Here is a 13,429-nt window from a genome sequence, read left to right on the forward strand (position 1 = left end):
TTTCGGCAGGCGGCGGCGCGGTGAACGCAGGGTTAGCGAGGCGCGGGAGCCGGGCGATAGAGCGCCAGCAGCTCATCCACTTTTTTACGCGTCCCGCCATTACTGCTGATACTGCGTCGCACTTTCACCACGTGCAATTTCGCCTGACTGTACCATTCACGCGTCAACAGCGTGTCATGGTTGGAAATCAATACCGGGATTCGGTTCTGCACCAGGCTCTCCGCAATCGCGGCAAGATGAGCCTGCTGCTCAAGGGTAAAGCTATTGGTATGGTACGCCGTAAAGTTGGCTGTCGCAGAGAGCGGCGCATAGGGCGGATCGCAATAGACCACCGAGTTCGCATCCGCGCGCGCCATACTCTCGGCGTAAGATTCGCAGTAAAAGAAGGCATTCTGCGCTTTTTCTGCAAAGTGGTACAACTCCGCTTCCGGGAAGTAGGGCTTTTTATAGCGCCCGAACGGCACGTTAAACTCCCCGCGCAGGTTGTAACGACACAGACCATTGTAGCCATGCCGGTTGAGGTATAAAAACAGCAGCGCGCGCCGGAACGGCTCCTGGCACTGGTTAAACTCCTGACGCAGCTGGTAATAGACTTCGGACTGGTTCACCGCGGGCACAAACAGCGCGCGCGCGTGATGAACATACTCATCAGGGCGCTCTTTAACGATGTTATAGAGGCTGATTAAGTCGCTGTTGATATCTGCAAGGATATAGCGGGAGTAGGAGGTGTTGAGAAACACCGAGCCCGCGCCAACGAAAGGCTCGATGAGGCACTCTCCCTTGGGCAAGTGCCTACCGATATCGTCGAGCAGGGGGTATTTTCCCCCTGCCCATTTTAGAAAAGCGCGATTCTTTTTCATGCTGACTGATTACTTACACTCTCTCCGGCTGTGGAGAAAGCTCCGACAGCATCCTGCGCTTTACACATTACTTAAGATCGGCCTGAACCTGATGCAGCGGCTTCGCCCACGGGTTTTTCGCCTGCACATCCGCTGGCAGCGCGGAAACAGCGCGTTTAGCATCATCTTTCGAGGCATAGACACCGCTCACCAGCACGTACCACGGCTGACCGTTACGCGTTGTCTGGTAGACCACGAAGTTTTTCAGGTTCTCTTTCTTCGCCCACGCATTGAGGTTGTTGTAGTTCGATGAACTGCTCAGCTGCAGGGTGTAGTGGTTGCCCGGCGCTGACTTCAGCGCACCAACATTGCCGGTAGAAGCCGTGCCGCTGGCAGCAGGCGCGCTGCTTGCGCTCGCCGCCGGTGCCGTGGTTTTCGTCTGAGCCGGTGTAGTTGCCGCCGTTGACGTTGACGGTGCTGCTGTCGAGGTTGTCGCAGGCGCTTTCACTGGCGCAGAAGCGGTGCTTTCCGTGCGCTTCGGCGGTTGAGCAACCGTGCGGGATTCCGCTTTCGGCTCGCTTTTCGCTACCGGCGTTTTGGCGGCTGGCTTCGGCTCAATCACCATCTGCTTGCGTTCGTTACGCGGCGCCGTAGTGCGGCTTTCACCGGACGCTGGCTGCTGCTGATTACGCGCGGCGTTGGCATTATTGCTGCCATTACCGTTATGAATCGGTGCAACCGTTGCCGGTTCGGTCGGCAGCGTCGAGCTGACCGCGCTATCAAGCTGCGTCTGGCTCTGCGGCTGCGACAGTGCGTTGTTGAGATCGCCCTGCACTTCAACGCGGTTTTGTCCTTCCGGCGTAGCCGACGGCTGGCCTTGCGACGGCGTCGAGGAGATCGGCGGCAGCGTCACATCCTGCTGAGCCGGCGCGGTGCCTGCGTTCTGTGCCTGAGAGGGCGACGCGCCCGGTGCGGGCTGTGCGCCATTTGCCTGATCGGCAGCGTTGCCGCTGTTACCAGCAGTGTTATCCGTCGCGCCGAGATCGATATTTTTCTCGCCCGACGTGTTTTGTTCGTTGTTAGCAGGCGCGGGGGATTTCAGCGCAGAGCCAATGCCGATAATCAGCAGCAGTAACACAAGGATACCGACGCCCATCATCAGATACTGGCGGGAGGCTGGCTTCGCAGCGGCAGCGGCTTTCTTACGCTTACGCGGGCGACGCTCCTGCGGCTCCTCGTCCAGAGCGGCTTCATCTTCTTGATAGCTCTCTTCTTCGCGCTCATCACGCACCCGGCGCGAACGCGCAGGACGGCGATCGTCGGCATCAACATCAACCTCATCAAAGTTGATCTGCGGCTCATCGACACGCTCGGAAGATTGACGAGAACGACCAGTACGACGATCGCTGGGATCGGGTTTCAGCTCGTCTTCTGGTTTGAATTCATCCATTTAACACCCCACACAAAGGCGTATGCCACTGATGCATATCGCCCGAAGTTAAACGCCACGCAGCGCGTGAACAGACCTTTCTTATCGTTACGCCTGCTGGCAATCAGCAATAGCGCTAAGTACTACGTCGTGCGACACTCCGCCGCGAACTTCACTCTTCCCTATGGCCAGCGGAAGCACTAAACGCATCTCTCCCGCTAACACTTTTTTATCGCGCATCATGTGCGGCAGGTAAGCCTGCGCCGCCATTTCACGCGGCCCCTCAACGCGTAAACCGGCGCGTTTTAACAACGCTTTGATGCGCTGCGTATCTGCTGCGCTAAACTGCCCGAGGCGTTCTGACGCGTGTGCCGCCATCACCATCCCGGCAGCAACGGCTTCGCCGTGTAGCCAGTTACCGTAGCCCATCTCCGCCTCAATCGCATGGCCGAAGGTATGACCAAGATTGAGTAAAGCACGTAAGCCGTGTTCGCGCTCATCGGCGGCAACGACCTCCGCTTTCAGTTCGCAGCAGCGGCGAATACAGTAAGCCAGCGCCGCGCCATCAAGGCGCAGCAGAGCGTCCATATTCTCTTCCAGCCAGCTAAAGAACGCGCCGTCGAGAATAATGCCGTATTTGATCACTTCCGCAAGACCGGAGGAGAGTTCACGGGCAGGAAGGGTTGCCAGGCAGTCGAGATCGACCACAACCGACGCGGGCTGATAGAACGCGCCAATCATGTTTTTGCCAAGGGGGTGGTTTACCGCCGTTTTACCGCCAACGGAGGAGTCAACCTGAGAAAGGAGCGTGGTCGGCACCTGGATAAAGCGCACGCCGCGCTGATAGCTGGCCGCAGCAAAACCGGTCAAATCGCCGATTACGCCGCCGCCGAGCGCGACCAGTGTGGTATCGCGCCCATGTGGTTTTTGCAACAGTGCGGTGAACACCGTGTCCATCACCGCCAGGCTTTTGTACTGCTCGCCGTCAGGCAGGATCACGCTATCGACATTAACGCCGGCCTGTTCCAGCACGCTACGTACCTTATCAAGGTAGAGCGGTGCCAGGGTTTCGTTGGTGACCAGCATAACCTGATCACCAGACTTCAGGGGCGCGAAGGAAGCTGGGTCGTTAAACAAACCAGCCGCGATGGTGATAGGGTAACTACGTTCCCCGAGAGTAACGGTGATCCTCTCCATGACGCGACATCCACCTTAGTTGCTTAAACCTACAGGCCGTCTATTAAGCCTGATTTAGTTGCTTTCCAGCATATGAATAATCTGGTTCGCCACCACTTTCGCGCTCTGATCGTCAGTACGGATGGTCACGTCGGCAATCTCTTCGTAGAGCGGATTGCGTTCGTCGGCCAGCGCTTCCAACACTTCACGCGGCGGCGCGTCCACCTGCAGCAGGGGACGTTTTTTATCACGTTGAGTACGTGCCAGTTGCTTCTCGATAGTGGTTTCCAGATACACCACTACACCGCGGGCGGAGAGACGATTACGGGTTTCGCGGGATTTCACAGAGCCGCCGCCGGTCGCCAGAACGATGCCCTGCTTCTCCGTCAGCTCATTGATGATCTTTTCCTCGCGATCGCGGAAACCTTCTTCACCTTCAACATCGAAGACCCAGCCCACATCAGCTCCGGTTCGTTTCTCAATCTCTTGATCAGAATCGTAAAATTCCATATTGAGTTGTTGAGCTAACTGACGCCCAATAGTGCTTTTGCCGGCACCCATAGGCCCAACCAGAAAGATATTGCGTTTCTCTGCCATTTTTTCGGTACTACTAAGACTATTCGTTGATGATAAACCCGCTTCGCAAACGTGCGGCGTAGCAGGACATGAACTGAAACCTCATATGCGATAGTGCGAGAGTCAGATCGAAAATTATCTCAGTACTCCGGCTTGTTTGGCAACTGAATAAACACGTTATCCCTCTTACCGCCCTTTATTATTCGGAGACCGCTGACACTCAAATCGGTACTCCTTGTAAGCTAAATCATCTCCCACGTCAAACACCTGGGCCAAGTTACGGCGAAAAAGGGGCGTTACGGCAGATTTAATGTACCGCTGCCAGCCTGGGGGTAATAAAGACCACCAGTTCGCGGCGATCCCCCTCTTTTGCTTCCTGGCGAAACAGACGACCGAAGCCGGGAATAGCACCAAGGCCCGGAACCTGGGTTCTGCCATTACGCCTCTTTTGCGAGAAGATGCCACCCAATGCCAGCGTTTCACCGCTTTTCACCTCCACCACGGTTTCAATCTCCTGCTTATCAATCGCCAGCGCTTCGCCTCCGGCCTGCTGCAGTACCTGGCCGGGCATATTCTGGCTGATGCGCAGCTTCAGGCGCACCCGCCCGTCCGCCAGCACCGTGGGGGTCACCTCCATGCCCAGCACCGCCTCTTTAAACTCAACCGCCGTGTTGCCGCTCTCCCCATTCGCCACCTGGTAAGGGATTTCACTCCCCTGCTTGATGCTTGCGGGCTGGAGATGGGAAGCCAGCAGGCGCGGGCTGGCGATAATCTCCAGTTGCTGCTTCTGTTCAAGCGCGGAAAGCTCAAGCTCAAGAAGACGCGCATTAATACTGCCGATGTTAAAGCCGATGCGCGTTGTGGCGCTGGCAACGCTGTGATCTGCCGCCAGAGTGCTCACCTGCCCGCGCGTGGCGGCAGGCTCCTGCCCGAGCCCCCACTTCACGCCAAGCTCACGCAGGCTTTTTTCATTAATAGTGACGATCCAGGCCGCCAGTTCGACCTGCTCAACCGGCAGATCCATCTGCGCGATCCACTTTTCCAGCGCGGCGAGGCTCTCTTTATTATCCCGCACCAGTAAGCGGTTAAGGCGCGTATCAACGGTGATGGTCCCCTGGGCACTGATCAGCTTCTCTGCGGCTTTTGCCAGCTCGGCGGCATTCGCATAGTGCAGCACAATGCCGCGCGTCAGCGTCGGCGCGTTCTTTTTACGCCGCGCCTGTGCCGCCTCCCGCTCAGCCAGCTTCTGCTGCTGCCACGAGGCGGTATGCACCTGCCAGATAGCGCCCTGCTGACTCAGAATTAACCCTGCGCTGGCCGCGACGGTCTGCATCGCCTGTAGCCAGGGCACTTCCGTCAGGTTAAGGGAGACGACACCGCTCACCTCTGGCGGGATAACGATATTCTGTTTTTCCAGCGTCGCCAGCGCCTGCAGCACCTGCGCGACAGGCACCTCGTCAACGCTCATCGTCACCAGAGGCATAGCTCTGACAAAGGCCAGCGGCAGACTAAAGAGCATGACGCTCGCTATCCATTTTCTCATCCTGAGTTCCTTTTCGTTTCCAGCGCCATGTTGAGGGGGCGCACGCCTTCCCTGTTGCTATCTCTGTTTCATCTGTGTTGATGGCGGTAACGCGCCAGCCGGGTGAAAGCGTGTCGCCCACGCCTACCCGGTGCCAGCGTCCTGCCGCATCGCGGATGATGGCCAGCCGCTGCCCGCTTTCAATAACGCCGTGCAGTTGCCAGGCGCGGAGCTGTGCAAGCTGGCAGCGATCCGGTGGAGGCTGAAAAGGATCGCGCATACCGCATAGCACTGTAACGATCCCGAAGGTGAAAAGCAGGCGTTTAACCCTCATCGTCATGCTCCAGTTGCAGCGTAAAACGTAGCCCGCTTTCGCTGGCGGAGAGAGAAAATGCCGGGATCTGCATACCGCGCTCCGCCAGCAGTGAAAAGGTCTCCACAGCCTGCGGCCAGCGGCTTTCCAGCACCAGTTCACCGCCGCCCTGCATCGGCTGCCAGCGCAAGAGCTGCCGCGCCTGGCCGTGAAAGTCGAGCGGGCTAAAGCGGCGCACCTCCGTAACAGCGCTTTGCGCTTCCGGCAGCACCAGCGCGCGAAGCTTTCGCCACTCTGCCTGTAACTCCGGCTGGAGGGCGCTCTGCTGGCGGAGCGTAAGGCGTTGCGCATGATTCAGCGGGCGGATGGCGAACCAGCCGATAAGCAGAACACTGCTAAACATCGCGGCCAGCCAGCAGATCGCCCGCATGCGGGGCGAAAGCGCGAGCCAGACTTCAGGGTTTAGCGACATCGACCTGCTCCCGGCTCAGCTGGTAGGTAAATTGCCACAGCCCCTGACCGTCACGCGAAGTGCTCCCCATCGGCTGAAAGTGAAACCCCGCCAGCTTTTGCAATCGCGGCTCGAACTCGCCCAGGGCGTTGACGGCGCGCGCCAGGCCGTGAATTTCAAGCTGGTTCTGCCGCCAGCGCAGCTGCGTCAGCCAGGCGTTTTCCGGCAGCGCAGCCGCGAGCGTGAGTAGCGTTTGCCGCCAGGCGGCTGTTATCTGCCGCCGATGCGCTTTCTCCTGCGCCAGCTGCCACTGCTGTCGCCGCAGGCGAAGCGGCTCTTCTTGTGCATGTAATGCAGCCAGCAATAACCGATCCGCCGCCAGCCAGAGTGAACCGCTACGCCCGGCCTGCACGCGCTGCGTATGCCACAGCGCGCCGCTCAACGACAGGCTCACTACGCTTGCCACCGCGATTGCCGCCCAGAAGCGCAAACAGCGCCGCCGCTGCAGCTGTCGCCACGGCATAAAATTGACCGCAGGGCGCATCAGTACCCCCTGGCGATCGCCAGCCCCAACGCAACGGCATAGCGCTGGCTTGCATCCGGGAGCGGCGGCTGGCGCGACGGTACCGCGCTCCAGCAGTCAAACTCCCCCACACCTTCGCCGCACTGGATAATTTCATCCGGGGGAAGCGCGAGCAGTGCGCCAAGCTGCGCGACATTTCCCGCCTCTTCGCGCGCTCGCCGCCCCCAGCTCTCTTTTGTCGCCCACAACCACTGGCGCTCATCGCACCAGGCGAGACAGCGCACCGGTGCCGCTAGCGAGGGCAGCAAAGGTTGAAGGGCGCAGGCATCGGGTGTGATAGAGGAGAGGTGGAGTGAAAGCTGCTGTGCGATCTCCAGCAGCGCGGCGATATCCCGGTTCTGTGCGGCGGTCACGCCGTAGCTTCTGGCGGGCTCATCCTCGGTGAAGTCGAAGCAGAGATCGCTTTGCGCCATCTCCAGCTCGCGCGCCATCGCTTGTGAAACCCAGCCGGTGAGTGCAGGTTCACGCAGCGTCACCGCCGGGCGCGGCAACCTTCGCTGTAGGGTTTGCCCGGCGGGAAAGGCGATACGCGCGCAGTGGCGCTGCGGCAAAGCATGGCGCCATGGGCGCAGCGCAGCGAGCAACTGATCCGGTGCCTTAATCCGCCCCTGAACCACCGCGCCACTGGGGAGAGGAAGGTGCCACCAGCGGCGCAGCGCCCGCCCATAACGCCCGGCGGAAAGCGCCACGATAAAGACACCATCCTGTTGAATATGCACACCAATTTGCCAATGCCTGAATGTCATAAATTACGATCTCCTTATCGTCTCGCTGGCGGACGCTATATCAATGCTCAAGGCTTGCCTTTATACTACCGCGCGGTTGTTTATAAACTGCCCAAGTGACTCTAAATGGGAAATCTCCAGTGAAGTTCGTAAAGTATTTATTCATCCTTGCAGTCTTTTGCATTCTGTTGGGAGCAGGCTCGATTTACGGTCTGTACAAATATATTGAGCCGCAGCTACCTGACGTCGCCACACTGAAGGATGTCCGGCTGCAGATTCCAATGCAGGTCTATAGCGCCGACGGCGAGCTGATCGCGCAGTACGGTGAAAAGCGCCGTATCCCGTTGACGCTGGATCACATTCCGCCAGTAATGGTGAAAGCCTTTATCGCTACGGAAGATAGCCGCTTTTATGAGCATCACGGCGTTGACCCGGTAGGGATCTTCCGTGCGGCGAGCGTGGCGCTCTTCTCCGGCCACGCCTCGCAGGGCGCAAGTACCATTACGCAGCAGCTGGCGCGTAACTTCTTCTTAAGCCCGGAACGCACAATGATGCGTAAAATCAAAGAGGTGTTCCTGGCGATCCGCATTGAGCAGTTGCTGAGCAAAGACGAAATTCTTGAGCTCTACCTCAATAAAATTTATCTCGGTTACCGCGCTTACGGCGTGGGTGCGGCGGCGCAGGTCTACTTTGGTAAAAGCGTCGACCAGCTCACCTTAAGCGAAATCGCGGTGATTGCCGGGCTGCCGAAAGCACCCTCTACCTTTAACCCGCTCTACTCTCTCGAACGTGCTACCGCGCGCCGTAACGTAGTGCTGGCGCGTATGCAGAGCGAAGGGTATATCAGCGAGCAGCAGGCTGATGAAGCCCGTAGCGAAGCTATCGACGCCAATTACCATGCGCCGGAAATCGCCTTCTCTGCCCCTTATCTCTCCGAGATGGTGCGCCAGGAGATGGTGAGCCGCTACGGTGATAAAGCCTACGAAGATGGCTACCGCGTTTACACCACCGTGACGCGCAAAGTGCAGCAGGCCGCGCAGGATGCGGTGCGCAATAACGTGATGGATTACGACATGCGTCACGGCTATCGCGGGCCGTCGAACGTGCTGTGGAAAGTGGGCGAAGCGGCGTGGGAGAGTAAAAAGATCACGGACTCTCTGAAAACGCTGCCAACTTACGGACCGCTCTCGCCTGCCGTTGTCACCAGCGCAAACCCGCAAGAAGCAACCGCAATGCTGGCGGACGGTTCAACGGTCTCGCTGAAGATGGAAGGTGTGCGCTGGGCGCGCCCTTATCGCTCGGATACGCAGCAGGGCCCAACGCCGCGCAAAGTGACCGATGCCGTGCAGGTAGGTCAGCAGATTTGGGTTCGCCAGGTTGGCGACAGCTGGTGGCTGGGACAAGTCCCGGACGTCAACTCGGCGCTGGTGTCGATTAACCCGCATAACGGCGCGGTAATGGCGCTGGTAGGGGGTTTCGACTTCAACCAGAGCAAGTTCAACCGCGCCACACAAGCGCTGCGCCAGGTGGGCTCGAATATCAAACCGTTCCTGTATACCGCCGCGATGGATAAAGGCCTGACGCTGGCGAGTATCCTTAACGATGCGCCGATTTCGCGCTGGGATGCGGGCGCGGGCTCAGACTGGCGACCGAAGAACTCGCCGGATGAGTATGCCGGGCCGATCCGTCTGCGCCAGGGTCTGGGGCAGTCGAAGAACGTAGTAATGGTGCGCGCGATGCGTGCGATGGGCGTCGATTACGCGGCAGAATATCTCCAGCGTTTCGGTTTCCCGGCGCAGAACATTGTGCATACCGAATCTTTAGCGCTCGGCTCTGCCTCCTTTACTCCGCTGCAGGTCGCACGCGGGTATGCGGTGATGGCCAACGGCGGCTTCCTGGTTGACCCTTATTTCATCAGCAAAATCGAGAATGTTCAGGGCGATAAGCTTTTTGAAGCGCGTCCGAAGGTCGCCTGCGCCAATTGCGATATTCCGGTGATTTACGGCGAAACGCCGAAGTCAAACGTGCTGGAAAACAAAGATATGGAGAACGTCGCGACCTCGCAGGAGCAGCAAAACCCTGCCGTCCCGATGCCGCAGCTGGAGCAGGCAAACCAGGCGCTGGTTGAACGCACCGGCGCGGAGGAGTATGCGCCGCACGTCATCAGTACGCCGCTCTCCTTCCTGATTAAGAGCGCGCTGAACAGTAACGTCTTCGGCGAGCCGGGCTGGCAAGGTACTGGCTGGCGCGCGGGTCGCGATCTCAAGCGCAATGATATCGGCGGCAAAACCGGTACCACCAACAGCTCGAAAGATGCCTGGTTCTCAGGCTACGGTCCGGGCGTGGTGACATCGGTGTGGATTGGCTTTGACGATCATCGCCGCAACCTTGGCCGCACCAGTGCTTCCGGCGCGATTAAGGATCAGATCTCCGGTTATGAAGGCGGCGCGAAGAGCGCGCAGCCGGCGTGGGATGCTTATATGAAAGCGGTGCTGGAAGGCGTGCCGGAAGATCCGCTTACGCCGCCGCCGGGCGTGGTGACGGTCAATATTGACCGCAGCACCGGGCAGTTAGCCAACGGTGGTAGCAGCCGTCAGGAGTACTTTATCGAAGGAACGCAGCCGACTCAGCAGGCGGTTCATGAAGCGGGCACTACGCTTATCGATAATGGCGAGACGCACGAGCTGTTTTAGCGCAGCCACTGCACAGAGATATAAAAAAGGGCGCTTTCGCGCCCTTTTCTTTTTTTATTGCTTGCTGCGGTTAAAGCCGCCCCTGCCCTTTGAGCCACTCACGCACTAAGAAGAGCGCGCTGACATTGCGGGCTTCGTGAAAATCGGGGTCTTCAAGCAGATCCATCAGATGCTTTAACGGCCAGCGCACCTGCGGCAGCGGCTCAGGCTCATCGCCCGGCAGGGATTCCGGATAGAGATTTTCTGCCACCAGGATATTCATCTTGCTGGAGAAGTAGGAGGGTGCCATGCTCAGTTTTTTCAGAAAAGTGAGCTCGTTCGCACCAAATCCAACCTCTTCCTTTAGCTCCCGGTTAGCCGCTTCATATATACTTTCACCCTCGTCGATCAGGCCTTTGGAGAAGCCCAGTTCGTAGGATTCGGTCCCAACCGCATATTCACGGATCAGGATCAGGTGATCGTCGATGATCGGCACAATCATTACCGCTTCACGATTAGAGGGGCGCATGCGTTCATAGACCCGACGCACACCGTTGCTAAATTCCAGATCCACGCTTTCGACGTTAAAAAGCCGCGATGAAGCCACGGTTTTGACGTTGAGAATGGTGGGTTTTTGCAATGATTTGCTCATTATTATCGGTCTTTGCAGAGAAACTTTCGTTATTGTGCGACACTACGCACGCCCTGGGCAATCTCCTTTGCCGCTTATTTACATTCTTGCAACCTATCTGAAATCAATTCGCATTTTCACTAAAAAGTCAATAGCTTGAAATAAAACTAAGAATTTGCTGATATTCCCGCCAGGGGGCTTTTGCTATTCTTCCCAACGATGGTATGCGCTTAAAAATACTCAAGTTAATTTCTTGCTTATCGCGGCCAACCACATTAGATATTTACGGGAAGGGTGCAACTGACTACACCTGTTTGAAAAAGTAAGATGGGGAAAGCATGAGCACCATTTTGATTTTTTTAGCTGCTATGCTGGCCTGCGCATTCCTCGCCGGATGGATTTACAGGTACAGGTCGCAACGTCGATACCGACTGCCTTATTTACCGGCATTCTCCGGCGCGACGGCTCGCAAATTGACTCCAGAAGAGCGCGACGCCGTCGAACGCTACCTGGAATCGCTTTCCCGTACCCAAAATACCCCAGGCCCGACCGGCGCGACCGCCGCTCCTGTCCCGATTAAACTTACCGCACACAGTAATACGGTGCTGTTTGTCGCCCATCCCATTACGCGCTACGGCATCACTACCGACGCGCCGAATAAATGGCGCTACTACCTGGACTCCGTCGAGGTCCATCTCCCGCCATCGTGGGAGCAATACATTAATGATGAGAATAATGTTGAGCTGATTCGCACCGACTCTATGCCGCTAGTGATTGCGCTTAATGGGCACACGCTTAGCGAATATATGTATGAAGAGCGCGGCAGCGAACTGCAGCATATTGGCTCAACCCATTCGGCGATCCGCGGTGAAGAGAGTGAACAGATTGAACTGCTCAATATTCGCCGCGAAAGCCCCTATGAACATACTCTGAACCGCCCGGACGGCATGCGCGAAGCGCTGCTGATCTGTGCCTCATTCCTGATGTTCTTCTTCTGCCTCGCGTCGCCGGAAGTCTTTGTTCCGTGGATGGCGGGCGGCGGCGTGCTGCTGCTGGCCGCCGGATTGTGGGGGCTGTATGCCCCGCCGGCGAAAAACACGCTGCGCGAAATTCATTGCCTGCGCGGGACGCCAAAGCGCTGGGGGCTGTTCGGTGAAAATAATCAGGAGCAGATGAACAACATCTCGCTCGGTATTATCGATCTCATCTATCCAAAACACTGGCAGCCCTTTATTACCCGTGATTTAGGCCAGCAAACCGATATTGATATCTATCTCGATCGTCACGTCGTGCGCCAGGGGCGCTTTTTGTCACTGCATGACGAGGTAAAAAATTTCCCGCTCCAGCACTGGGTGCGCAGCGCGGTGATCGCTCTCGGCTCGCTGGTAGTGCTGGCGATGCTGCTGATCTGGGTGCCGCTGGATATGCCGATCAAATTCACCGTGTCGTGGATTAAAGGCGCGCAAACTGTTGAAGCCAGCAGCGTCAATCAGCTTGAATCCGCCGGTCTGCGTATCGGCGATACGCTGCGCATCAGCGGCACCGGGATGTGTAATATTCACACGCAGAGCAACTGGGCCTCGCGCCAGACGTCGCCGTTCACGCCGTTCGACTGCTCGCAGATTATCTGGAACAACGCCCCTCCCCTGCCGCTGCCGGAATCGGATATTGTGACCAAAGCCACCGCGCTGGCGCAGGCAGTCAGCCAACAGCTGCATCCGACCACGGAAGAGGATTCCCGCGTCAGCCCGGTGTTGCGCTCCGCTATTCAAAAATCCGGCATGGTTCTGCTGGATGATTTCGCTGATATCGTGCTGAAAACTCAGGAACTTTGCTCGGCTGAAGATGAGTGTCTGCGCCTGAAGAATGCGCTGGTAAACCTCGGCAACAGCAAGGATTGGGAGACGCTGACCAAACGCGCCAGCGAAGGCAAGCTTACCGGGGTGAACGTTCTGCTGCGCCCGGTGAGCGCAGAGTCCCTCGACAACCTCGTCACCACTTCGACCGCGCCGTTTATTATGCGTGAAACCACGCGCGCGGCGCAGGCGCTGAACAGCCCGGCTCCGGGCGGCTTCTTAATTGTCAGCGAAGAGGGTAATGAACTGGTCGATCAGCCGTGGCCGCCGATGGCGCTCTATGATTATCCGGCACAGGAGCAGTGGGCCGAGTTCCAGCGCCTGGCGCAGATGCTGATGCAGACGCCGTTCCACGCTGAGGGGATCATCACCAGCCTTGTGACCGATGCCAACGGCACCAAACATATCAGCCTGCACCGCATGCCGGATGCCGCAGGTCTATGGCGCTATGCCGCCACCACCCTGCTGCTGGCAGCAATGCTTTTATCCAGCATCTACAATGGCGTGCTGGCGCTGCGCCGCTATCAGCGTAACCGCACCCGTATCGAAGAGATTCAGCAGTACTACGAAAGCTGCCTGAACCCCCGCCTGATCCCCAGCGAAGATAGCCTCGGCTGATAACGATCTGCTGCGCGAGCTGTGTTAACCTTTCGCGC

At 57.8% G+C, this 13,429-nt stretch carries 12 protein-coding genes; 2 read left to right on the forward strand and 10 right to left on the reverse strand.

Going from position 1 to position 13,429, the window contains the following annotated elements; genetic code table 11:
- Positions 1-32: 32 nt before the first annotated feature.
- The 9 genes from dam to IAE50_RS14275 form a co-directional block, all read right to left on the reverse strand.
- Positions 33-860: an adenine-specific DNA-methyltransferase gene (gene dam / locus IAE50_RS14235; protein WP_023482009.1), complete on the reverse strand. Its 828-nt coding sequence runs from the start codon at positions 858-860 to the stop codon at positions 33-35.
- A 67-nt stretch (positions 861-927) separates the two neighbouring features.
- On the reverse strand, positions 928-2,289 hold the full coding sequence (gene damX / locus IAE50_RS14240) for a cell division protein DamX (RefSeq protein WP_200580529.1): 1,362 nt from the start codon (positions 2,287-2,289) through the stop codon (positions 928-930).
- Positions 2,290-2,376: 87 nt separating this feature from the next.
- Positions 2,377-3,465: a 3-dehydroquinate synthase gene (gene aroB, locus IAE50_RS14245; RefSeq protein WP_200580530.1), complete on the reverse strand. Its 1,089-nt coding sequence runs from the start codon at positions 3,463-3,465 to the stop codon at positions 2,377-2,379.
- 54 nt (positions 3,466-3,519) lie between these two features.
- Complete coding sequence (aroK, locus tag IAE50_RS14250; RefSeq protein ID WP_002920267.1) at positions 3,520-4,041, reverse strand: shikimate kinase AroK; 522 nt, start codon at positions 4,039-4,041, stop codon at positions 3,520-3,522.
- Positions 4,042-4,327: 286 nt separating this feature from the next.
- Positions 4,328-5,563, reverse strand: a complete 1,236-nt coding sequence (gene hofQ, locus IAE50_RS14255) for a DNA uptake porin HofQ (RefSeq protein WP_200135378.1) — start codon at positions 5,561-5,563, stop codon at positions 4,328-4,330.
- Positions 5,529-5,876, reverse strand: a complete 348-nt coding sequence (locus IAE50_RS14260; protein ID WP_200135377.1) for a HofP DNA utilization family protein — start codon at positions 5,874-5,876, stop codon at positions 5,529-5,531. Before IAE50_RS14260 ends, hofQ begins: the two co-directional genes overlap by 35 nt.
- A complete protein-coding gene (locus IAE50_RS14265; protein WP_232045150.1) occupies positions 5,866-6,327 on the reverse strand; it encodes a hypothetical protein in 462 nt (153 codons plus the stop codon). Before IAE50_RS14265 ends, IAE50_RS14260 begins: the two co-directional genes overlap by 11 nt.
- Positions 6,311-6,850, reverse strand: a complete 540-nt coding sequence (locus IAE50_RS14270; protein WP_200135376.1) for a PilN domain-containing protein — start codon at positions 6,848-6,850, stop codon at positions 6,311-6,313. The genes IAE50_RS14265 and IAE50_RS14270 overlap by 17 nt, the downstream gene beginning before the upstream one ends.
- The gene (locus IAE50_RS14275) at positions 6,850-7,635 is read right to left on the reverse strand and encodes a DNA utilization protein HofM (protein ID WP_200135375.1); all 786 of its coding nucleotides are present in this window, start codon (positions 7,633-7,635) and stop codon (positions 6,850-6,852) included. The genes IAE50_RS14270 and IAE50_RS14275 overlap by 1 nt, the downstream gene beginning before the upstream one ends.
- 119 nt (positions 7,636-7,754) lie before the next feature.
- Here IAE50_RS14275 and mrcA point away from each other — a divergent pair, with 119 nt between their 5' ends.
- Positions 7,755-10,307 (forward strand): peptidoglycan glycosyltransferase/peptidoglycan DD-transpeptidase MrcA, encoded by a 2,553-nt coding sequence (gene mrcA, locus IAE50_RS14280; protein ID WP_200135374.1) that lies wholly within the window; start codon positions 7,755-7,757, stop codon positions 10,305-10,307.
- Positions 10,308-10,377: 70 nt separating this feature from the next.
- Here the strand turns inward: mrcA and nudE are convergent, their stop codons facing one another.
- Positions 10,378-10,938, reverse strand: a complete 561-nt coding sequence (gene nudE / locus IAE50_RS14285) for an ADP compounds hydrolase NudE (RefSeq protein ID WP_042717419.1) — start codon at positions 10,936-10,938, stop codon at positions 10,378-10,380.
- A gap of 317 nt (positions 10,939-11,255) precedes the next feature.
- On the opposite strand from nudE, the gene IAE50_RS14290 reads away from it, so the two are divergent.
- On the forward strand, positions 11,256-13,391 hold the full coding sequence (locus IAE50_RS14290; protein WP_042717418.1) for an intracellular growth attenuator family protein: 2,136 nt from the start codon (positions 11,256-11,258) through the stop codon (positions 13,389-13,391).
- The last annotated feature ends 38 nt before the right edge of the window (positions 13,392-13,429 follow it).

This window comes from Kosakonia sp. S42, assembly GCF_016624785.1.
Classification (GTDB): domain Bacteria; phylum Pseudomonadota; class Gammaproteobacteria; order Enterobacterales; family Enterobacteriaceae; genus Kosakonia; species Kosakonia cowanii.

Bases quoted from the DNA above. Each gene is read 5' to 3' on its own strand.
- aroB (WP_200580530.1), bottom strand. From the start codon at position 3,465: ATGGAGAGGATCACCGTTACTCTCGGGGAACGTAGTTACCCTATCACC.
- IAE50_RS14290 (WP_042717418.1), top strand. From the start codon at position 11,256: ATGAGCACCATTTTGATTTTTTTAGCTGCTATGCTGGCCTGCGCATTC.
- IAE50_RS14265 (WP_232045150.1), bottom strand. From the start codon at position 6,327: ATGTCGCTAAACCCTGAAGTCTGGCTCGCGCTTTCGCCCCGCATGCGG.
- nudE (WP_042717419.1), bottom strand. From the start codon at position 10,938: ATGAGCAAATCATTGCAAAAACCCACCATTCTCAACGTCAAAACCGTG.
- damX (WP_200580529.1), bottom strand. From the start codon at position 2,289: ATGGATGAATTCAAACCAGAAGACGAGCTGAAACCCGATCCCAGCGAT.
- hofQ (WP_200135378.1), bottom strand. From the start codon at position 5,563: ATGAGAAAATGGATAGCGAGCGTCATGCTCTTTAGTCTGCCGCTGGCC.
- IAE50_RS14270 (WP_200135376.1), bottom strand. From the start codon at position 6,850: ATGCGCCCTGCGGTCAATTTTATGCCGTGGCGACAGCTGCAGCGGCGG.
- aroK (WP_002920267.1), bottom strand. From the start codon at position 4,041: ATGGCAGAGAAACGCAATATCTTTCTGGTTGGGCCTATGGGTGCCGGC.
- IAE50_RS14260 (WP_200135377.1), bottom strand. From the start codon at position 5,876: ATGAGGGTTAAACGCCTGCTTTTCACCTTCGGGATCGTTACAGTGCTA.
- dam (WP_023482009.1), bottom strand. From the start codon at position 860: ATGAAAAAGAATCGCGCTTTTCTAAAATGGGCAGGGGGAAAATACCCC.
- IAE50_RS14275 (WP_200135375.1), bottom strand. From the start codon at position 7,635: ATGACATTCAGGCATTGGCAAATTGGTGTGCATATTCAACAGGATGGT.